This is a genomic window from Rathayibacter sp. AY1C7 (assembly GCF_002931865.1).
In the GTDB taxonomy this organism is placed as follows: Bacteria; Actinomycetota; Actinomycetes; order Actinomycetales; family Microbacteriaceae; genus Rathayibacter.
On the sequence record NZ_PSWB01000025.1, the window covers coordinates 20,897 to 39,606 of the forward strand.

Here is an 18,710-nt window from a genome sequence, read left to right on the forward strand (position 1 = left end):
GAGGGTCGCACCGTGACCGCACCGCACGCACCAGAGGACCCACAGGCTCCGTCCGCCCGCACCACCGAGCTGCTGGGCCGGATGACGCTGGAGGAGAAGCTCTCCCAGCTGGTCGGCTACTGGGTCGACCAGGTTGGCGAGGTCGTCGCCCCGCTCGCCGGCGAGATGGCCACCTCGACCGGGTACGCCGAGGCGACCCGCGAGGGGATCGGCCAGCTGACCCGCGTCTACGGCACGCGCCCCGTCGATCCGCTCGAGCGCGCTCAGTGGCTGTGGGCGGAGCAGCGCCGGCTCGTCGAGGAGACGCGGCTGGGCATCCCGGCGATCGTCCACGAGGAGTGCCTGACCGGGCTCGCCGCCTGGCAGGCCGCGACGTTCCCGACTCCGCTCGCCTGGGGAGCCTCGTTCGACCCGGAGCTCGTGGCCGAGCTCGGCGCCGTGATCGGCGGCTCGATGCGCGAGCTCGGGATCCACCAGGGCCTGGCGCCCGTGCTCGACGTGATCCGCGACCCCCGCTGGGGCCGGGTCGACGAGTGCATCGCCGAGGACCCGTACGTTGTCGGCACGATCGGCACCGCGTACGTGCAGGGCCTGCAGTCCACCGGCGTCGACGCGACGCTGAAGCACTTCATCGGCTACTCCGCCTCCCGCGGCGGCCGCAACCACGCGCCGGTGCACGCCGGACCGCGCGAGATCGCGGACGTGCTGCTGCCGCCGTTCGAGATGGCGATCCGCGACGGGGGCGCCCGCTCGGTGATGAACTCCTACGCCGAGATCGACGGGGACCCGGTCGGAGCGACGCCCGCCTACCTCACGGGCGTGCTGCGCGAGCGCTGGGGCTTCGACGGCGTGGTCGTCGCCGACTACTTCTCGGTCGCGTTCCTCCACCTCATGCACGCGGTCGCCGCCGACCTGGGCGAGGCGGCCGAGCTGGCGCTCGCCGCGGGGATCGACGTGGAGCTGCCCACGGGCGACGCGTTCCTCGCTCCGCTGGCCGCGCGCATCCGGGCCGGGGAGGCCGACGAGGCGCTCGTCGACCGGGCCGTGCTGCGGGTGCTCGCGCAGAAGGAGCGGCTCGGCCTGCTCGACGCGCGCTTCGACGACGCCCCCGAGTCGATCGACCTCGACTCGCCGGCCCACCGCGACATCGCCCGCCGCCTGGCCGAGGAGTCGGTGGTGCTGCTCGCCAACGACGGCGTGCTGCCGCTCGCTGCGCCGCGCCGCCTCGCGCTGATCGGTCCCAACGCCGACAGCGCGCCCGCGCTCATGGGCTGCTACTCCTTCGCCAACCACGTGCTGGCGCACCACCCGGGCGTGCCGCTGGGCTTCGAGATCCCGACGGTCGCGGACGCGCTGGCCGGCGAGTTCGGCTCGGCCGAGCTGCTGCTCGCCGAGGGCTGCTCGGTCGAGGGCGACGACGCCTCCGGGATCGCCGAGGCGGTCCGGGCGGCCGCCGACTCCGACGTGGCGATCGTGGTCGTCGGCGATCGGGCGGGCCTGTTCGGCCGCGGCACGGTCGGCGAGGGCAACGACGTCGAGAGCCTCGAGCTCCCGGGCCGCCAGCGCGAGCTGGTCGAGGCCGTCGTGGCGACGGGGACCCCGGTCGTGCTCGTGCTGCTGACCGGCCGCCCCTACGCCGTGGGCTGGGCGCTGGACGGGCCGTCGGCTCCGGCCGCCGTGCTGCAGGCTTTCTTCCCGGGGGAGGAGGGCGCCGGCGCGATCGCGGGCGTCGTCTCGGGACGGGTCGACCCCTCCGGCCACCTGCCGGTCTCGCTGCCGCGCTCGGCCGGGGCGCAGCCGTTCTCGTACCTGCACCCGATCCTCGGCGGGCCGTCGGACGTGACCTCCGCCGACAGCACGCCCGTGCGGCCGTTCGGCCACGGGCTCTCGTACACGCACTTCGCCCGGACGGAGCTGGCGGTCGAGGAGTCCGCCCCGACGGACGGCTCCTTCACGGCGACCGTGCGCGTCCGCAACACGGGCGAGCGAGCGGGAACCGACCTGGTGCAGCTGTACGCCCGCGACGTGTTCGCGAGCGTGACCCGGCCGGTGGCGCAGCTGCTCGGCTACGCGCGGGTCGCGCTCGAGCCCGGCGAGGAGGCGGAGGTCCGCTTCGAGGTCCCGGCCGCGCGCCTGGCCTTCACCGGACGCGAGGGCGTGCGGATCGTCGAGCCCGGCCGCGTCGAGCTGTGGGTTGGCCCGGACTGCGCGACGCGCGAGACGGAGACGGCGCTCGAGCTGGTCGGCCCGGCCGCCGCTGTCGACGCCTCCTCGCAGCGCCTCGTCGGCACGCGGGTCCAGCGGGCGGGAGCGGGCGTCCCGGCCTGACCCGTGCACAACGCTGGAAGGATCGCTCCGGCGGGCCGTGGATCCGCGGATCCCGGTGCCCGCGGGGCGATCCTTCCTGCGGTCTGAGCACGGCGCGGCTCCGGCACCGCTCTGGCGCGGCTCGGACGGGCGCGGCAGGCTGGGGGGATGAGCGACGACGCGAAGCAGACCCTCCTCCGCTACCTGCAGGAGGGGCGCGACGCCCTGCTGCAGAAGCTCGACGGGCTCGACGAGTACGACGTGCGGCGGCCGCTGGTCTCGACGGGCACGAACCTGCTCGGCCTGGTGAAGCACGTGGCGGGCACCGAGGCGGGCTACCTCGGCGCCGTGTTCGGGCGGCCGTTCCCGGAGCCGATGCCGTGGATGGAGGACGAGTCGGAGCCGAACTCGGACATGTGGGCGACGGCCGACGAGTCCCTGGCCGACGTCGTCGCGCTGTACCGCCGCGTGTGGGCCCACTCCGACGCGACGGTCGCGGCTCTCCCGCTCGACGCTGCCGGGCAGGTCCCCTGGTGGACGAACCGCGACGTGACGCTGCACCGGATCCTCGTCCACATCACCGCAGAGACACACCGGCACGCGGGCCACGCCGACATCGTCCGCGAGCTGATCGACGGGCGGGTCGGGCTCCGGACGCCCGGCGACAACCTCCCGCCGGTGCCGGAGGAGTGGTGGCCGGAGTACCGGGAGCGCCTCGAGTCGCTGGCGCGCGCCGTCCGCGACCGGGCCTGACGTGCCGGCGTCCGTCGGCATCGCGGTCACGCCGGCACGCGCGGCGCGGCTGCTCGACGACCTCGCTCCCGCGACGGAGGCGGCGCTCGATGCGGCCCTGGGCGGTCGCGGTCGGGGCCGGGCCGCCCTGCAGCGGCGCCGCGACGGGGCGTCGCCGGAGGAGCGGAGGCAGCGGGCCGCGCTCGAGCGCCGGGCGTTCAGCGCGGAGGCGGACCCCGCGGCGCTCGAAGAGCTGGCGCTGCTGCGCGCGCAGCGCCGCGAGCGGGAGGAGGCGCTCGACGCCGCGGTCGCGGGACTGGCCGCGCCCGTCGGACCCGCAGCGGCCCAGGGCCGGATCGGCCGCGGGACGGCGAGCGACCGGGGCGGTGGGGACGAGACCGGCGAGACCACCGGAGGCGACGACGCCGACTGCCGCACCTCCGCCCCGCCCCGCCCGCGCCGCCGCCTCGGGGTGATCGCGGCGCTCGTCGCCCTGCTCGGGCTCGCCGCCCTCGGCACGGCCGCCTCCGTCGCGCTGGCCCCTCGCCCGTCGCTGGAGGTCTTCACCGAGCCCTGGGCCGTCCCCGACGACGTCGCCACGCGCCCGCTGTCGACCCTCGCGAGCCTCCGCGTCTTCCACTGGGGGCCGACGCGCTACCTGGGCAGCATCGCCGGAGTCGACTACTTCGCCACCCTCAGCCTCGACTCCTTCTCGGCCGCGGAGCTCGCCGACGAGTCCGTCTGCCTCTACGGGCTCGCGCGCTCCGACGGCGACGTCGTCGTCACGGACTGCGCGGCGACCGCCGACTTCATCGCGAGCGGCATGGCCCTCTCGCCCGACGACTACCAGGGCGACGCGGGCGGCACCGGAGTCGCCTGGGGTCCGACCGGAGGGATCCGCTCGGCCGGCTGAGGCGGCTCCGCCCGACTCCACCGGGCCCGCCCGCCGTCCCCGAGCAGCCCGCCCCAGGCCCCGCCCCGTCAGACCCGCCGCGTCGACGCCCGCTCCACCAGCGGCATCGGCACCAGCACCCGCTCGCCCGGAGCGCCGCTCAGCAGCAGCTCGACCGCCCGGCGGCCCATCTCCTCGTGCGGCAGCGCCACGGTCGTCAGCCCGGGGCGGAGGTAGGCGGCCAGCTCGTCGTCGTCGAACGACACCACCGCGACGTCGCCCGGGATCGAGAGCCCCGCCTCCGCGACCGCCTGGTAGGCCGCCTCACGCCGAGCGGCTTCGGGCACGACGGCGCGGGCGGACAGGTCGCCTTCGCCGACCCGGACGCGGGAGTCGGCTTCGCGTTCCTCACCAACCGGATGGAGGGGGTCGGCGACGTGCGCGCGACCCGCGTCGTCGAGGCGCTCGCGACCGCGCTGCGACTGCCCGCTCCGCGCGGACTCTGGCCCCTCCGCGCGGACTCTGATCCCTCCGCCCCACCCCCGTCAAGGGGTGGGGCGCCCGGTCGGCGCCGTCCTAGCGTCGGGGGACGGGCCGACCGGAGGGGCGGTCCGGGATCCAGGGGAGGGCGAGATGCAGAAGCTGTACTACGCGAGCGGATTCGTGCTGCTGGGCGACGAGGTGTGCTCGGCGGTCGTCGAGTACGCGCAGGCGCTGGCGAACGTGGGGAAGTCGGACCTGGTCGTGGTGCCGTCGCTCTCGGACGAGGGGATGCGCGGCGAGACCCGTCTCCTGGTCGGGCCGGCCAGCCAGCTCTTCACCAGCCCGGCGCTCGACCGCGGCGTCGACCTCGACGACCCGGAGGCGGTGGAGTCGATGCGCGAGAAGACCCGACGGCTCCAGCCCGCGCGGCCGACCGTGCAGCCGCGCGGCGAGGGCGACGACAGCGAGGACGACGGCGGGACCGACTACCTCTGACGCCTCAGGTGTCGAGCGTGGTGCTGGGGCGCTCGCCGAAGCGGTGGGCGTACGAGGCCGAGAACCGGCCGAGGTGCGCGAAGCCCCAGCGCCGTGCGACCTCGCTGACGCTGACGACTCCGGACTCGCCCGCCCGCAGCTCCTTCTGCACGCCGTCCAGCCGGATCCGCCGCAGGTAGTCGACCGCGGTGAAGCCGAACTCGCGCCGGAACTCGGTCTGCAGCGTCCGCAGGCCGATGCCCGCCGCGTCGGCGATCTGCTCGGTCCGGAGCGGCTCGTGGGCGTGCTCGTACATGTACTCGATAGCCTGGCGGAGGCGCCCCGAGCGGGGTACTCGGAGGTCGCCGGGGGTGTCCAGCGTCGAGTGCGGGAAGGTCTCGAGCAGGGCGACGGCGACCGCGCGGTCGGCCTCGCGGCGCAGCAGCGGCGAGCTGTCGGCGTCGTAGATCACCCGGGCGACCGTCGCGACGGTCGCCGACCAGCGCCGCAGCGCCGCGCCCTCGGGCCGTGAGGTCGTGTCGAAGAGGAGGGGGCCGCGGGTGCCCTCGACCTCCTCCGCGATGCCCTCGAGGTACGCGCCGTCGAAGTGGATGAGGTTCTGGCGGTAGTCGTGGAACTCGAACCGGCTGGGGCGGTCGTTGACGAAGATCGCCGGCTGCCCGAATCCGAGGGTCACCGCGTCGCCGTCGAGATCGGTGACGCCCGCGCCGGCAGTCAGCCACGAGACGACGTACTCGCCCTCGGTCTGGATCGAGCCCTGCACGGAGCCGGCGAACTGGCTGCCGCGGAGCGTCACATCGCCGTCGCCGACGGAGGTGTAGCGGTATGAGAAGTCCTCGCCGGGCTCGACGACGAAGCGGTGCCCGTTGTACGACTGCTCGAAGAGGGCCCGCGCCTGCTCGATGTCACGCCCGCCGATGTCGGAGCGCATGACCTCGTCCTTCTCGTTCATCCCGATCAGGGTCGCACGAGGAGCGCTCCTCGCCGCGTGCCCCGAACGGGGAATTCGTTAAGCGGATAAACCAGTCGCGGGTCCGGCGGCGCGGGTCATGGCCTGGACGGTCGCCGCGTGGAACTGCGTGAGCAGCACCACGGTGTGCCGCGCTCCGGCTTCCACGGCGAGCGAGAAGGTGGCGCCCGCCGGAGTGGCCCGCCAGGAGCGGATGTCGCGGGTGCCGACGCGGGTCGAGTCGCCGGTGCCGGCGCTCCGCAGCACCAGGGAGTCGGGCAGCACGCAGAGCGCGCCCGTCACACCGTCGACAGTGGAGGAGCACTCGAAGCCCGCGTCGTCGTGCACCGCACCGGCGAGCTCGACGAAGTCGGTGACCTCCATCGGCTCGTCGTCGTCGCGCCTGGACACGGCGCGCTCAGGCAGCGTGCGTGAGCCCGGAGGACTCGGGCTGCTGCGCCGGCTCGGTGACGATCCGCAGGCCCCGGCCGCTGTTGGCCTCCTCCATCAGTGCGCGCACCCAGGTGGCGTTGATCGCCGGCATGCGGCTTCCGTGGAACGAGAACTGGAGAGGGATGGTCGGGTGCAGCCAGAGCGTCTGGCGTCCGGTGCCGTGCGCGCTCGAGGCGTCGAGCTGGAAGGCGAACGCCTCGTCGCGACGGAACTTGTTGATCATGACGATCTGGAGGTGCGCGAGCGCGCGGTCGTCGATCTCGTGCGAGGTGGGGGGAGTGCCGTAGAGGAGAGCGCCCATGGTGCGTGCCGCCGTTCTGTGCTGTGTCGCGGGTGCCGACCGCGACTGTGAGGTGCCCCGGCGAGTGCCGCCGGGAGGGGGAGTGCGAGATGGTGGGGGGTGTTCGTGGGGAGCAGGACCCGGGGTGTGCTGTGCCGCCGAGTCGAGTGTCCGGAGTGTCGAGCCGGGGGTGCCGGGCTCCGGGATGTCGAGTCCGGATGCCGTCGCGCCGAGCCGTCGATCCCCGCTGACGCCTGCTCTGCAGGCCCGTGGAGTCGGGCGGTCGGGCCGTCCCTCCGGCTGTTCTCCGAAAGTACGCCCCTCGTTCGGAGGGCACGTGCCGCTATCCGTAATGCGAAGCAGTGGCCCCGGCCGCCGGGCGGACTCCCAGCCGGGCGACTCCGGGGCTCAGTTGCGGGGTGCCGCCGGTGGGCGGTGCGGCTGCGTCGAGACGGCGCGCTCGTGCGCGAGACGCCGTCTCGACGGCGGTGTGTCGGGCGGGCCGGCGGTGTCTCGGCGGGGCGTGTGGAGCGGGAGGAGGCGCGACGGTGCGCTCACTGGACAGGGCGTGCGGCTCCGTCGAGACGCCGCGCTCGTGCGCGAGACGCCGTCTCCGCGGCGGTGTCTCGGCGTGTGCGGGAGCGGGAGGGTGCGCTCCTGCGCGAGTCGTCGCGCCGCCGCTCCGGCGGGGGCGCCGGCTCAGAAGGCGTAGCGGACGCGGCAGTAGGGGAGGCGCTCGGCGAGGAGGGCGCGGAAGCGGTCGAGGGCGGCGCGCTTGAGGTCGCGTCGGTAGCGGATGTTGACGGCGCCGTTCTCGGAGACCTTCTGCTCCTGGCGGCCAGGCTGCCAGAGCAGCGACTCCGCCGTGGGGTGCCAGCCGAGGTTCACCTCGTGCAGGCCCTCGTTGTGGGTGAGGAGGATCACCTCGGCCGCGAGCTGCGCCTTCGCCCGCGGGTGGAGGGCGGCGTCGAGCTGGTCGAAGAGCTCGGTCCAGTCCTGCTGCCAGGTCTCGGTGAGGATCACGGGCGAGAAGTTGACGTGCACCTCGTAGCCGGCGTCGACGAAGTCGTTGATCGCCGCGATCCGCTCGGCCATCGGCGAGGTGCGGATGTCGGTGACCTTCGCTGTCTCGGCGGGCATCAGCGAGAAGCGGATGCGCGTGCGCCCGAGCGGGTCCCACTCGAGGAGCTCGCGGTTGACGTACTTGGTCGCGAAGGACGCCTTGGCGGTGGGCGACATCCGGAACAGCTCGCAGAGGTCGCGGACGTTCTCGCTCAGCAGCGCGTCGACGGAGCAGTCGCTGTTCTCGCCGATGTCGTAGACCCAGGCCTCCGGGTCGCACTGGTTCGCCTCGGCCTTGGGGCCCTGCTTGGCGATGTGCCGGGCCAGGTGGCGCTGGATCTGCTCGACGTTCGTGAAGAGCGTGATCGGGTTGCTGTAGCCCTTCCTCCGCGGCACGTAGCAGTAGACGCACGCCATGGCGCAGCCGTTGGCGGTGGAGGGGGCGATGAAGTCGGCCGAGCGGCCGTTCGGGCGCGTGACGAGCGACTTCTTCACCCCGAGCACGAGCGCCTCCGTCTTGATGCGCACCCAGCGCGCGACGTTCGCCTCGTCGCCGTGCACCTCCGGGATCAGCCAGTGCGACTCGACGGGAACGATCTCGGCGCCCGGCCATCGCGCCACGACCTCCTGCCCGCGGGGCAGCTCGAGCGCGGCCGGCTCGGCGTAGATCCGCCGGATGTCGAGCAGGCGCCGCTCGCGGACCGGCGCGGACGCGGGGTTCGGAGCGGTGTCGGACATGAGTCCGTTCTACCGGCGACCACCGACATCCGCGGGGGCGGGGCCGTCGCCCGGCGCGCAGGTCCTCCGCCCGCCGGGGTGTGTCGCTGGGCTGCTCCCCGAGGACGGCCGGCCACGGACATCTGCGAGGCGAGATCGTCGCCCGCCACGCAGATCCTTCGCCCGTCGGGCCGGGCGGCGGGGGAGAGTCCGCGTAGCGGCCGTCCCGAGGCGGACCCCGGCGGGACGGGCCGCGGCGCCCGAGCCCGGATCGTGTTCGCAACGGAGGAAGGATTCGTCTGCGCGCCTCCGGATCCGCGGAGACAGGCCGCGGTTCCGACGTTCCTCCTCCGTTGTGAACACGTACGGGGATCGTCGCCCGCCGCCAGGATCCTGCGCCCGCCTGCAGGCACCGTTCCGCCGCTCCCTCAGGATGGAGGCATGCCCTCCTCCGCCGACCGCTTCCGCCGCGCCGCCGTCGAGCTCGCGCAGACCTCCGAGCAGCAGGTCGAGTGGGCGCTCGCCGTCGCGGAGGATGCGCGCCTCCTCGCCCTGATCGACGAGCTGCCCGCGCAGCACCGGCAGCCGTCCCTGCTCTTCTCGGTCGCGCGGCTGCTCGGCGTGCCCGACGTCGACGGCGCCGGATTCGCCGCGTGGCTCCGGAGCGAGTGGGCGCGGGTGGCGCCGGTGGCGGCGGAGCGGAGGACGCAGACCAACGAGGCGCTGCGGTGCGCGCCCCTGGTCGCGGCGCTGGAGCGGATCACGGAGCCCGGTGAGCCGGTGGCGCTCGTCGAGATCGGCGCCTCCGCAGGGCTCTGCCTGGCGCCGGAGCGGTACTCCTACGCCGTCACGGCGAGCGACGGCGAGACGCGGCTCGGGTCGGGCGCGCCTCTGCTGCGGTGCGCAGTGAGCGGAGGCGAGGCGCCGGGGCGGCTGCCGGTCGTCGCGTGGCGCCGGGGGCTCGACCTGGCGCCGCTCGACGTCCGCTCGCCCGAGGACGTCGCCTGGCTGGAAGCGCTGCTCCCGCCCGACCGCCCGGAGCGGACCGCGCGGCTCCGCTCGGCCGTGGAGACTCTGCAGGACGACCCGCCCACGATCGTCGCGGGCGATGCGGCCGCCGAGCTGCCCGCCCTGCTCGACGCAGTGCCGCCGGGTCTGCGGACGGTGGTCGTCTCGCTCGGGACCCTGGTCTACCTTCCTTGGGCCGCGCGCGAGAGTGTCCTGGCGACGGTCGCCGATCGCGGCGCGAGCCTGGTGACGCTCGAGGCGGAGGCGCTGCTCCCGCACCTCGTCGCCGCGCGCGGGGACCGCACGGCACCCGAGCCGACCCCGTTCCTGCTCGCCGCCGACGGCGTCCCGCTCGCGAGCGCGGCCGCCCACGGCGGCACCCTCTCCTGGCTGGCCTGAGGCGCGCTCCCGCGCCGGGAGCGGGGTGCCCGGAGCCCGGGGAGGTGCCCGGCGCCCGGTGCTCGCTCCGCCCCGGCGCTCGACCCGCGCCCACTGTTCAAGAGTTGTCGCACTCAGCGTCGAGTGCGACAACTCCTGGACTCTCGCGGAGGAGCGAGCGTCGAAGCCCGAAGCCCGAAGCCCGAAGCCCGAAGCCCGAAGCCCGAAGCCCAACGCGCAGCGACCAGCGCTCTGAGCTCAGGCGCTCGGCCCGATCGTCCGCCCACTGTTCACGAGTTGTCGCACTCGGCGTCGAGTGCGACAACTCCTGGACTCTCGCGGAGGGGAGGACGGCCGAGCGCAGGACTCAGAGCTCAGAGCCAGAGCTCAGAGCGTCCAGCGTCCAGCGCCCAGCGCCCAGCGCCCTACAGCCCGTCGACGACGAGCTGCGTCGCGCGCGGGACGTAGGAGGTGTTCGTCGTCGGGTCCCAGCCCACGAGCGCGACCGCGTCGCCGCCGACGCGCGCGGTGATGCCCACGAGCGAGAACGGCTTGCCGCCCACGGCTCCGGACACCTTCCAGCCGAGCGTCTCGTCGGCGCCGGTCAGCGTCTGCTCGGTGCGCTCGACGGTCGTCTCGACTGGCACACCCTGCATCGCGAAGAGCGTCGAGCCGGAGGCGCAGCGCGATGTCGCGTCGGTGGCGCTCGCGAGGAGCGAGGCGGCCGCGTCGGCGGTGCCGGTGCTCGACACGACGGCGGTCATGGAGCGGTCGGCGCTGGTGCCGTACGAGAGTCCGGCGGCGGGCTGCGCGGTGTCCCAGCCCAGGCCGAACGGCGAGAGGCAGCTGGCGTCGGTCGCGGTGAGGCCGGGGTAGATCGAGTCGAGCATCTCCTGGATGCTCGCGTACTCGCCGGGCACGAACTGCACGCCGGTCAGCACGGCGGCCACCTGCTCGCCGGTCTTCTGAGCGGTGTCGGCGGCAGGGGCGGCGGCCGTCGCGGTGGCGGACGGGGCGGCCGACGACGAGGGGAGCGTCGGAGTGAACGGGCGGAGGGTCGATCCGCTCGTCGCGGTCCCTGCGCAGCCCGAGAGGGCGAGCAGCAGCGCGCCTCCGATCAGAGTCGTGCGCAGCAGTGTCTTGGACATCATGTCTCCCCCTTCGCCCGCCGGCGCCGCACCGGGGCGCCTGAGGCTAGCAGAGCCTCGCGTCCCGGAGGCGGCCCGGCGCCGCCCGCAGGACGGAGGCGGCCCGGTGGCACCCGCAGACCGGAGGCGGTCCGGCAGCGCGTGCGGATCGGAGTCGGCCCGGCCCCACCCGCACGACGGAGCCCGGAACCCCGAACCCGCGCCTTCGACGGCCGTTCCCGCCGCCTCCGCTCCGCACCTCAGATCTCCGTGTGCCCGAGCTCGGCTCCCGCGAGCAGGCGGATCTCCGGCTCGGCGATGCCCTCCAGCTCCAGCACCACGACGCGGTTGCGGCCGGCGCGGGTGACCGGCGAGGGGACGATCAGCGTCCGCTGCGGTCCGCGGCGCCAGTAGCGTCCGAGGAGGAAGCCGTTCACCCAGACCAGGCCCTTGCCCCAGTGCAGCGTGTCCACGTACAGGTCGGCCTGCTCGTCGAGGTCGAACGAGCCGGAGGCGAGCTGCGGTCCGGCCGAGAACGCCGGCGCCGCGACGGCCAGGTCGGGGAGGCACTCCAGCGCGAGGGCACGCGCCGCCCAGCCGGTCAGCGGGGCGCCGTCGAGCGTCACGCCTCCGATCAGGCCCTTGTGCTCGCCGATGCGCGAGCCGTAGTTCACCCGGCCCTGGTTCTCGACCAGGATCGCGAGCTCGCCGCGTCCGCTCGGCAGAGTCAGCGCCCGCTCGTGGTGGTCGCGCGCCAGCACGCCCACCGGCACGCCGTCCAGCAGCACCCAGGCGCGGTCGCGCACCTCCTCGCCCACCACGAGGCGGGCCGGAGCGGAGGAGCCGTCGAGCGTCGTCGTGAAGAGCACGAAGCCGTCGTCGTGGCCGAGGTCGTCGAAGCTGGCCATCGCGTCGAGGTGCGCGGCCGGTCCGAACGCCTGGCCGAGGCCGAGGAGCGCCGGGCCGGGGACGAGCGGAGCGGTCAGGGCGGGGGCCGGCGGGCGCACCGCGGGCACCTCCTCCGGCACCGGCGCGTAGCGCGCGATGACGTCGCGGAACGCCCAGAACTTCGCGGTCGGGTCGCCGCCCTCGTCGAGCGGGGCGTCGTAGTCGTAGCTCGTCGTGATCGCGGCGTAGCGGCCCTTGTCGTTCGCGCCGCTGGTCAGGCCGAAGTTGGTGCCGCCGTGGAACATGTAGATGTTGACCGAGCCGCCGGCCGCGAGCAGGGTGTCGAGCTCCTGGGCGGAGGCGTCGGCGTCCGTCGTGTGGTGCTGGGTGCCCCAGTCGTCGAACCAGCCGCACCAGAACTCCATGCACATCAGCGGGCCGGTGGGCTGGAACTCGCGCAGCGTCGCGAGGCGCTCCGTGGTCCGCGAGCCGAACGAGCCGGTGAGGTGCAGGCCCGGCAGGCTGCCGTCGGCGAGCATCTGCGGAGTGGGCTGGTCGATGGTGGTCAGCGGGACCGTGATGCCGGAGTCGCGGGTCACCCGCACGAGCTCGGCCAGGTACTCCTTGTCGGAGCCGTACGCGCCGTACTCGTTCTCGATCTGCACGAGGACCACGGGCCCGCCGGCATCGATCTGGCGCGGGGCCACGATCGAGTACACGCGGCGCAGGTAGTCGCTGACCGCGGCGAGGTAGTTCGGCTCCGAGCGGCGCACGCCCACCTCGGGGTCGCGGAAGAGCCAGGCCGGAAGGGCGCCGTTGTCCCACTCCGCGCAGATGTAGGGGCCGGGGCGCACGATCGCGTGCATGCCCTCGGCGGCGATCAGGTCGAGGAAGCGGCCCAGGTCGAGCCCGGCGTCCTCGCGCCACTCGCCGCGGCGCGGCTCGTGCGCGTTCCAGGCGACGTAGGTCTCGATGGTGTTCAGGCCCATCAGGCGGGCCTTGCGGATCCGGTCGGCCCAGAGGTCCGGGTGGATGCGGAAGTAGTGCAGCGCCCCCGACAGGATGCGGTGCGGGCGGCCGTCGAGCTCGAAGTCGACGGTGCCGATGGCGAAGCGGCTCTCGGGAGCGGTGGTCATCTGGATCCCCCTCAGGATCGGTGCCCGGAGTGTCCGAGCGTGAGAACGACGCGGGGCCGACCGGAGCGATCCGGCCGGCCCCGCGTCGAGCAGTGGTGCTACTCCGAGACGGTGAAGCCCTGCGCGTTGCCGTACTGGACGAGCTTGCTCTGCCAGTCGGCGAGGCCCTGGTCGAGGCTGGTGCCGTTGGCGTACGCCTGGCCGACGGTGTCGCCGAAGACGCTGTTCGCGTAGACCTGGTAGGGCAGGTACGACCAGCCGGAGCGGACGTCCTTCGAGGCCTGGGTCAGCACCTCGTTGATCTTCTGGCCGCCGAAGTACTCCGACTCCTGACCGGTGAAGTCCGAGCTGTCGAGGTCGGCCGTGGTCGACGGGAATCCGCCGCTCTGCAGGAAGACGTCGACCGAGGCCTGGTCGCTGTTCAGCCAGCGCAGGAACGCGGCGGCCAGCGCCGGGTTCTCGCTCTGCTTGGTGACGGACTGGCCGCCACCGCCGTTCTCGGCGCTGACGGCGGTGCCGTCGTAGGTCGGGATCGGCGCGACGGCCCAGTCGCCGGAGGCGTCGGGGACGCTGGACTCCAGCACGCCGGGCATCCAGGCGCCGGTCACCAGCGAGGCGATGGAGCCGTCGGCGAGGCCCTTGTACCACTCGTCGCCCCAGGCGGGGGTGTCCGAGAGCAGCTTCTTCTCGACGAGCTGGTTCCAGACGCCGGTCCACTTGGCGGTGCCCTCGTCGGCGAGGTCGATCTTCACGTCCGTGCCGTCGGTGGTGAACGGCTCGCCGCCCGCCTGCCAGATCATGCTGGTCGCGAAGCCGGCGTCGCCGGTGTCGGCGGTGATGTACTTCGACGGGTCGGCGGTGTGCAGCTTCTCGGCCGCGGCGACGTACTCGTCCCAGGTGGCGGGGACGGCGATGCCGTACTGGTCGAAGACGGTCTTGTTGTAGAACAGCGCCATGGGGCCCGAGTCCTGCGGGAGTCCGACGAGCTTGCCGTCGATGTTGACGCTGCCCCAGGTGGAGGCGGAGTACTTGTCCTCGAGGTCGCCCATGCCGTACTGCGACAGGTCGAGGAGCGAGTCCGACAGCGCGAACTGCGGCATGGCGTAGTACTCGATCTGGACGACGTCGGGGGCGCCCGAGCCGGCCTTGATCGCGTTCTCGAGCTTGGTGTACTCGTCCTTGTTGGTGCCGGCGTTGACGAGCTCGACGTCGACCTTGGGGTAGGCCTTCTCGAACGCGGCGACCTGCGCCTCGGCGCTGGGGGTCCAGCTCCAGTACGTGATCTTGCCACCGGCCTCGAGGGCGGAGTCGAGGTCGGCGGCGGAGCCGGCGCTCGTGGTCGTGCCGCCACCGGAGGTGGACGAGCAGGCCGCGAGGGAGCCGGCGGCCAGGGCCGCGACGGCCGCGACCGTCAGGGTCCGCCTGAGGGCGGAACGGGCGATCTTCATGGTGGTGTTTCCCTTCACTTCTTCGTGCTGCGGGTGCTGTGGACGGGGCAGGACGCTCCGGCCGGGGGATGGGTAGGGGGAGGGCTCAGCCCTTGACGCTGCCGGCGCTCAGACCGGACTGCCAGAAGCGCTGGAGTCCGAGGAAGGCGACGACGATGGGGATGATCGTGAGGAGCGAGCCCGTGATCACGAGGTTGTAGATCGGCTGCGCGCTGACGCCGGTGGCCTGCGCGTTCCACTGGTTGAGGCCGACGGTGAGCGGGTACCAGGTGGGGTCGCTCAGCATGATCAGCGGGAGGAAGTAGTTGTTCCAGGTCGCGACGACCGAGAACAGCAGCACGGTCACGATGCCGGGGGCGAGGAGGCGGATGGAGATGGTGAAGAAGGTGCGGAACTCGCCCGCCCCGTCCATCCGCGCCGCTTCGAGCAGCTCGGTGGGCACCGACTCCACCGCGTAGACCCACACCAGGTACAGGCCGAACGGGCTGATCAGCGAGGGGATGATGATCGCCCACGGGGTGTTGGTCAGGCCGAGCTGGCTGAACATGAGGAACGTCGGGACGGCGAGGGCCGTGCCGGGGACCGCGATCGCTCCGAGCACCACGGCGAAGACCGCCTTGCGGCCCGTGAAGCGGAACTTCGCGAGGCCGTAGCCGGCGAGCGTGGCCAGGAGCGTCGCTCCTCCGGCGCCGACGACGACGTAGAGCAGGGTGTTGCCGAGCCAGCGGAGGAAGATCCCGTCGCGGTAGCTGAGGGTGTCGGCGATGTTCTGGAAGAAGACGAAGTCGCCGTCGAACCAGAGGCCGAAGCTCGAGAGCAGGCCGGCCTGCGTCTTCGTCGCGTTGATGACCAGCCAGGCCAGCGGCACGAGGCTGTAGAGGATGAAGACCGACATCAGCAGGGTGAAGGCGATCGACTTCTTGGGCTGCACCGAGGAGCCGCGGCGGGCGGCCGGGCGCTTCGGGGCGCGGGCGGGCGTCCGGGGAGCGGTCGCGAGGGCCATCAGTTCTCCTTCCGCGCGCCGCGGAGCTGCACGACGTAGGCGATCACCGCGGTGATCACGCCCATGACGATGGCGACCGTGGCCGACGCGTTGTACTGCTGACCGGCGAAGGACAGGTTGTAGGCGTACATGTTCGGGGTGAAGTAGGTGGTGATGATGTTCGGCGCCAGCGTCCGGAGGATGTTCGGCTCGTTGAACAGCTGGAAGCTGCCGATGATCGAGAAGATCGTGGCGATGACGATCGCGCCGCGCAGGGCGGGAAGCTTGATCGAGCGGATGACGCGCATCGGGCCGGCGCCGTCGATCTCGGCCGCCTCGTAGAGCTCGCCGGGGATCGTCTTCAGCGCGGAGTAGAAGATGAGCATGTTGTAGCCCACGAACTCCCACGTGACGATGTTGCCGATCGAGGCGAGGATCCAGTCGCGCGAGAAGGGCTGGACGACGTCGGAGCCGAGCAGGTCGTTGACGTTCGCGGCCAGGCCGAAGTTGTCGCCGTAGATGAAGCCCCACATCAGCACTGCGACGACCGCGGGGACGGCGTAGGGGAGGAAGACAACGATGCGGAAGAAGCCGGTGCCGTGGAGGCGCCCGCTGTCGATCGCGAGGGCCGCGACGAGGGCCAGCACGAGCATCACGGGGACCTGCACGACGAGGAACAGCAGGACGCGGCCGAAGCCCTCCCAGAAGTTCGGGTCGGTGAAGATCGCGGCGTAGTTCGCGAAGCCGACGAAGGAGTTGCCGCCCACCAGCTGCTCGCGGAAGAGGCTGAGGTAGATCGAGTAGACGACCGGGGCGATGAAGACCAGGAGGAAGACGACGAGGAAGGGGGCGACGAACGCCAGGCCCTTCCACTCGCTCTTCGCCCGCGACTTCGGGGCCGCGAGGGGGGACGCCGGAGGGGCGACCTCGCTCAGCGGGACGGGGGGAGACGTCGTCGTCATGGGATTCCGTTCGGGGAGTAGTGCGGGCCCGCCATGTTCACGTCAACATGGCAGAGCGTCACCGTAGCATGTCCACGTCGCCACCCGCGACTGTTCCTGCGTCACGGTTCGGCGCACGATGCACCACGGCTGACGGGCGGCGCGCTATAAAGGGAAGCCCATGTCACTCGAGACCGACCGCCCGTCCCCGTCCACCCGGCCGCGACGCGGCGTCTCGATGGCCGACGTGGCCCGGCGCGCGAACGTCTCGGGCCAGACGGTCTCGCGGGTGTCGAACGGCAAGCAGAACGTCGACGGCGAGACGCGCGAGCGGGTCCTCGAGGCGATGCGGGCCCTCGGCTACCGGCCCAACAGCGCGGCGCGGGCCCTGCGGACGGGCCGCTTCCACAGCATCGGCGTGATCATGTTCACGCTGTCCTCGTTCGGCAACATGCGCACCCTCGACGCCATCGCGATCGCGGCCGCCGACGCGGGCTACTCGATCACCCTCATCCCCGTCTCCCACCCCACCCAGGGCGAGGTGTCGGTCGCGTTCCACCGGCTGAGCGAGGAGGCGGTCGACGGCGTCATCATCATCGTCGAGGCGCACCTGCTCGACGAGGCCGACATCGTCCTCCCGCCGGACCTGCCCGTGGTGGTCGTCGACTCCGCCGGCGGCGAGAAGTACCCGGTGGTCGACACCGACCAGATGTCGGGCGCCCGCCAGGCCGTCGAGCACCTGCTCGGACTCGGACACCGCACCGTGCACCACATCGCCGGCCCCGACCGCTCCTACTCCGCCGAGCGCCGCCACGAGGCGTGGGAGTCGACCCTGATCGAGCGCGGCGCCCCGGTGCCGGAGGTGCTGGTCGGCGACTGGTCCACCGACTCCGGCTACCGCCTCGGCAAGCAGCTCGCCGCCGATCCGGAGGTCACCGCGATCTTCGCCGCCAACGACCAGATGGCGCTCGGCGTGCTGCGCGCCCTGCACGAGGCCGGACGCGCCGTGCCCGGCGAGGTGAGCGTCGCGGGCTTCGACGACATGCAGGAGTCGGCGAGCTTCTGGCCGCCGCTGACGACGGTGCGCCAGTTCTTCGGGGACACGGGCCGCCGCTCGGTCGACATCCTCCTGCGCGAGCTCGAGTCGGGCGAGCGCACCGGCGTCTCGCTCGTGCCGACCCGCCTCATCGTCCGCGAGAGCACCGGCCCGGCCCCCGCCGCCTGACGCTTCCGCGGAGCCGGCCCGCGGAGCCCGCCCGCCCTTCACGCTGATCGAGGAGCCGGCCCCGCCGGCGTATCGAGATCCCCTGCACCGGACCCCCTCTGCCGCACCCACGCCCCTCCCCGTGCCCGCTCGACCGCGGCGCTCGCGATACTGTGAGCCCTCTCACCCCGGACCTCCAAGGAGACGCACATGTCGGTCGGCCTGCTCGCGGTTGTCGATGACATCCTCACCGCCGCCCTGAAGGCGAGCGCCAAGACGGCGGGCGTCGTGATCGACGACGCGGCCGTCACCCCGCAGTACGTGCAGGGGCTCACGCCCGCGCGGGAGCTCCCGGTGGTCGGGCGGATCGCGCTGGGGAGCCTGTTCAACAAGTTCGTCATCATCATCCCGCTGGCGCTGCTGCTCTCGGCGTTCGCGCCGCAGGTGCTGCCGTACCTGCTCATCCTCGGCGGCGCGTTCCTCTGCTTCGAGGGGGCGGAGAAGGTGCTCGAGTGGTTCGGCGTCTCGCACGGCGGTCACGAGACGGAGGCGCGCGACGAGAAGAAGCTCGTCTTCGGCGCCATCCGCACCGACCTCATCCTGAGCACCGAGATCATGCTGATCGCGCTCGACGGCCTCGACCCCGACTTCGGGATCTGGCCCACGCTCGGCGCGCTCCTGGTCGTCGGGCTCGGGATGACCGTGCTCGTCTACGGCGCCGTCGCGCTGCTCGTGAAGATCGACGACGTGGGCCTGCGCCTGATGAAGAACGCGGCCCGCGGCGTGCGGCGCACCGGGGCGAGGATCGTCGCGTCGATGCCGGTCGTGTTCCGCGCGATCAGCATCATCGGGACGCTCGCCATGCTCTGGGTCGGCGGGCACCTCGTCGTCGCGAACCTCGCCGAGACGGTGTGGCACGGTCCGTACGACCTCGTGCACGTCGTCACCCACGCGGTCGAGGGCGCGGGCCCGGTCGTCGTGTGGCTGGCCGACACCTTCGTCTCGATGATCTTCGGCCTCGTGCTGGGTCTGGTCATCGCGGCCGTCGTGATGGGCGTCTCGCGCCTGCGCTCCCGCGACGAGACGGCCGCGGGGCACTGAGCGGGGTCTCGATACTCCGCGTGCCGCGGCTGGTCGACCGGCATGGGGGTGCGCGGTCGCTCCACCGGCGCGGAGGTGTGCGGCCGCCCGACCGGCACGGATCCATGCTGATCGAGTAGCCCGCGCC

Annotated in this window: 17 protein-coding genes; 7 read left to right on the forward strand and 10 right to left on the reverse strand. The window is 73.0% G+C overall.

The window, feature by feature from the left end; translation table 11 throughout:
• Positions 1-81: 81 nt before the first annotated feature.
• The 3 genes from C5C69_RS13220 to C5C69_RS13230 all read left to right on the forward strand — a co-directional run bounded on the left by C5C69_RS13220 (position 82) and on the right by C5C69_RS13230 (position 3,952).
• Complete coding sequence (locus C5C69_RS13220; RefSeq protein WP_104258080.1) at positions 82-2,328, forward strand: glycoside hydrolase family 3 N-terminal domain-containing protein; 2,247 nt, start codon at positions 82-84, stop codon at positions 2,326-2,328.
• A 147-nt stretch (positions 2,329-2,475) separates the two neighbouring features.
• The gene (locus C5C69_RS13225) at positions 2,476-3,060 is read left to right on the forward strand and encodes a DinB family protein (RefSeq protein WP_104258081.1); all 585 of its coding nucleotides are present in this window, start codon (positions 2,476-2,478) and stop codon (positions 3,058-3,060) included.
• A gap of 1 nt (position 3,061) precedes the next feature.
• Positions 3,062-3,952: a hypothetical protein gene (locus C5C69_RS13230; RefSeq protein WP_104258082.1), complete on the forward strand. Its 891-nt coding sequence runs from the start codon at positions 3,062-3,064 to the stop codon at positions 3,950-3,952.
• Between the two features lie 68 nt (positions 3,953-4,020).
• Here C5C69_RS13230 and C5C69_RS13235 read toward each other — a convergent pair whose 3' ends face one another.
• Entirely contained in the window at positions 4,021-4,458 is a 438-nt protein-coding gene (locus C5C69_RS13235; RefSeq protein ID WP_104258083.1) for a substrate-binding domain-containing protein, read from the reverse strand.
• Positions 4,459-4,564: 106 nt separating this feature from the next.
• Here C5C69_RS13235 and C5C69_RS13240 point away from each other — a divergent pair, with 106 nt between their 5' ends.
• Entirely contained in the window at positions 4,565-4,909 is a 345-nt protein-coding gene (locus C5C69_RS13240) for a hypothetical protein (RefSeq protein WP_104258084.1), read from the forward strand.
• Between the two features lie 4 nt (positions 4,910-4,913).
• Here C5C69_RS13240 and C5C69_RS13245 read toward each other — a convergent pair whose 3' ends face one another.
• The 4 genes from C5C69_RS13245 to C5C69_RS13260 all read right to left on the reverse strand — a co-directional run bounded on the left by C5C69_RS13245 (position 4,914) and on the right by C5C69_RS13260 (position 8,391).
• Complete coding sequence (locus C5C69_RS13245; protein WP_104226350.1) at positions 4,914-5,861, reverse strand: AraC family transcriptional regulator; 948 nt, start codon at positions 5,859-5,861, stop codon at positions 4,914-4,916.
• A gap of 57 nt (positions 5,862-5,918) precedes the next feature.
• The gene (locus C5C69_RS13250; RefSeq protein ID WP_104258085.1) at positions 5,919-6,269 is read right to left on the reverse strand and encodes a hypothetical protein; all 351 of its coding nucleotides are present in this window, start codon (positions 6,267-6,269) and stop codon (positions 5,919-5,921) included.
• A gap of 7 nt (positions 6,270-6,276) precedes the next feature.
• Positions 6,277-6,612: an ATP-dependent DNA ligase gene (locus C5C69_RS13255; RefSeq protein ID WP_104223411.1), complete on the reverse strand. Its 336-nt coding sequence runs from the start codon at positions 6,610-6,612 to the stop codon at positions 6,277-6,279.
• Between the two features lie 678 nt (positions 6,613-7,290).
• Complete coding sequence (locus tag C5C69_RS13260) at positions 7,291-8,391, reverse strand: spore photoproduct lyase family protein (protein ID WP_104234093.1); 1,101 nt, start codon at positions 8,389-8,391, stop codon at positions 7,291-7,293.
• Between the two features lie 420 nt (positions 8,392-8,811).
• On the opposite strand from C5C69_RS13260, the gene C5C69_RS13265 reads away from it, so the two are divergent.
• Complete coding sequence (locus C5C69_RS13265; RefSeq protein ID WP_104234092.1) at positions 8,812-9,777, forward strand: DUF2332 family protein; 966 nt, start codon at positions 8,812-8,814, stop codon at positions 9,775-9,777.
• 404 nt (positions 9,778-10,181) lie between these two features.
• Here C5C69_RS13265 and C5C69_RS13270 read toward each other — a convergent pair whose 3' ends face one another.
• The 5 genes from C5C69_RS13270 to C5C69_RS13290 all read right to left on the reverse strand — a co-directional run bounded on the left by C5C69_RS13270 (position 10,182) and on the right by C5C69_RS13290 (position 16,299).
• Positions 10,182-10,907 (reverse strand): hypothetical protein, encoded by a 726-nt coding sequence (locus C5C69_RS13270; RefSeq protein ID WP_146083632.1) that lies wholly within the window; start codon positions 10,905-10,907, stop codon positions 10,182-10,184.
• Between the two features lie 236 nt (positions 10,908-11,143).
• The gene (locus C5C69_RS13275; RefSeq protein ID WP_104258087.1) at positions 11,144-12,907 is read right to left on the reverse strand and encodes a beta-galactosidase family protein; all 1,764 of its coding nucleotides are present in this window, start codon (positions 12,905-12,907) and stop codon (positions 11,144-11,146) included.
• Positions 12,908-13,005: 98 nt separating this feature from the next.
• A complete protein-coding gene (locus tag C5C69_RS13280) occupies positions 13,006-14,355 on the reverse strand; it encodes a sugar ABC transporter substrate-binding protein (RefSeq protein ID WP_104223423.1) in 1,350 nt (449 codons plus the stop codon).
• Between the two features lie 85 nt (positions 14,356-14,440).
• Positions 14,441-15,250: a carbohydrate ABC transporter permease gene (locus C5C69_RS13285; RefSeq protein WP_258062773.1), complete on the reverse strand. Its 810-nt coding sequence runs from the start codon at positions 15,248-15,250 to the stop codon at positions 14,441-14,443.
• Between the two features lie 107 nt (positions 15,251-15,357).
• On the reverse strand, positions 15,358-16,299 hold the full coding sequence (locus C5C69_RS13290; protein WP_104223405.1) for a carbohydrate ABC transporter permease: 942 nt from the start codon (positions 16,297-16,299) through the stop codon (positions 15,358-15,360).
• A gap of 160 nt (positions 16,300-16,459) precedes the next feature.
• Here C5C69_RS13290 and C5C69_RS13295 point away from each other — a divergent pair, with 160 nt between their 5' ends.
• Positions 16,460-17,503, forward strand: coding sequence for a LacI family DNA-binding transcriptional regulator (locus tag C5C69_RS13295; RefSeq protein WP_146080948.1), 1,044 nt, complete (start codon positions 16,460-16,462; stop codon positions 17,501-17,503).
• Positions 17,504-17,692: 189 nt separating this feature from the next.
• Complete coding sequence (locus C5C69_RS13300; RefSeq protein WP_104226356.1) at positions 17,693-18,583, forward strand: DUF808 domain-containing protein; 891 nt, start codon at positions 17,693-17,695, stop codon at positions 18,581-18,583.
• Positions 18,584-18,710 lie beyond the last annotated feature (127 nt).

Bases quoted from the DNA above. Each gene is read 5' to 3' on its own strand.
- C5C69_RS13225 (WP_104258081.1), top strand. From the start codon at position 2,476: ATGAGCGACGACGCGAAGCAGACCCTCCTCCGCTACCTGCAGGAGGGG.
- C5C69_RS13275 (WP_104258087.1), bottom strand. From the start codon at position 12,907: ATGACCACCGCTCCCGAGAGCCGCTTCGCCATCGGCACCGTCGACTTC.
- C5C69_RS13270 (WP_146083632.1), bottom strand. From the start codon at position 10,907: ATGATGTCCAAGACACTGCTGCGCACGACTCTGATCGGAGGCGCGCTG.
- C5C69_RS13290 (WP_104223405.1), bottom strand. From the start codon at position 16,299: ATGACGACGACGTCTCCCCCCGTCCCGCTGAGCGAGGTCGCCCCTCCG.
- C5C69_RS13295 (WP_146080948.1), top strand. From the start codon at position 16,460: ATGTCACTCGAGACCGACCGCCCGTCCCCGTCCACCCGGCCGCGACGC.
- C5C69_RS13255 (WP_104223411.1), bottom strand. From the start codon at position 6,612: ATGGGCGCTCTCCTCTACGGCACTCCCCCCACCTCGCACGAGATCGAC.
- C5C69_RS13265 (WP_104234092.1), top strand. From the start codon at position 8,812: ATGCCCTCCTCCGCCGACCGCTTCCGCCGCGCCGCCGTCGAGCTCGCG.
- C5C69_RS13220 (WP_104258080.1), top strand. From the start codon at position 82: ATGACGCTGGAGGAGAAGCTCTCCCAGCTGGTCGGCTACTGGGTCGAC.
- C5C69_RS13245 (WP_104226350.1), bottom strand. From the start codon at position 5,861: ATGAACGAGAAGGACGAGGTCATGCGCTCCGACATCGGCGGGCGTGAC.
- C5C69_RS13260 (WP_104234093.1), bottom strand. From the start codon at position 8,391: ATGTCCGACACCGCTCCGAACCCCGCGTCCGCGCCGGTCCGCGAGCGG.
- C5C69_RS13280 (WP_104223423.1), bottom strand. From the start codon at position 14,355: ATGAAGATCGCCCGTTCCGCCCTCAGGCGGACCCTGACGGTCGCGGCC.
- C5C69_RS13285 (WP_258062773.1), bottom strand. From the start codon at position 15,250: ATGTCGGTCTTCATCCTCTACAGCCTCGTGCCGCTGGCCTGGCTGGTC.
- C5C69_RS13240 (WP_104258084.1), top strand. From the start codon at position 4,565: ATGCAGAAGCTGTACTACGCGAGCGGATTCGTGCTGCTGGGCGACGAG.
- C5C69_RS13300 (WP_104226356.1), top strand. From the start codon at position 17,693: ATGTCGGTCGGCCTGCTCGCGGTTGTCGATGACATCCTCACCGCCGCC.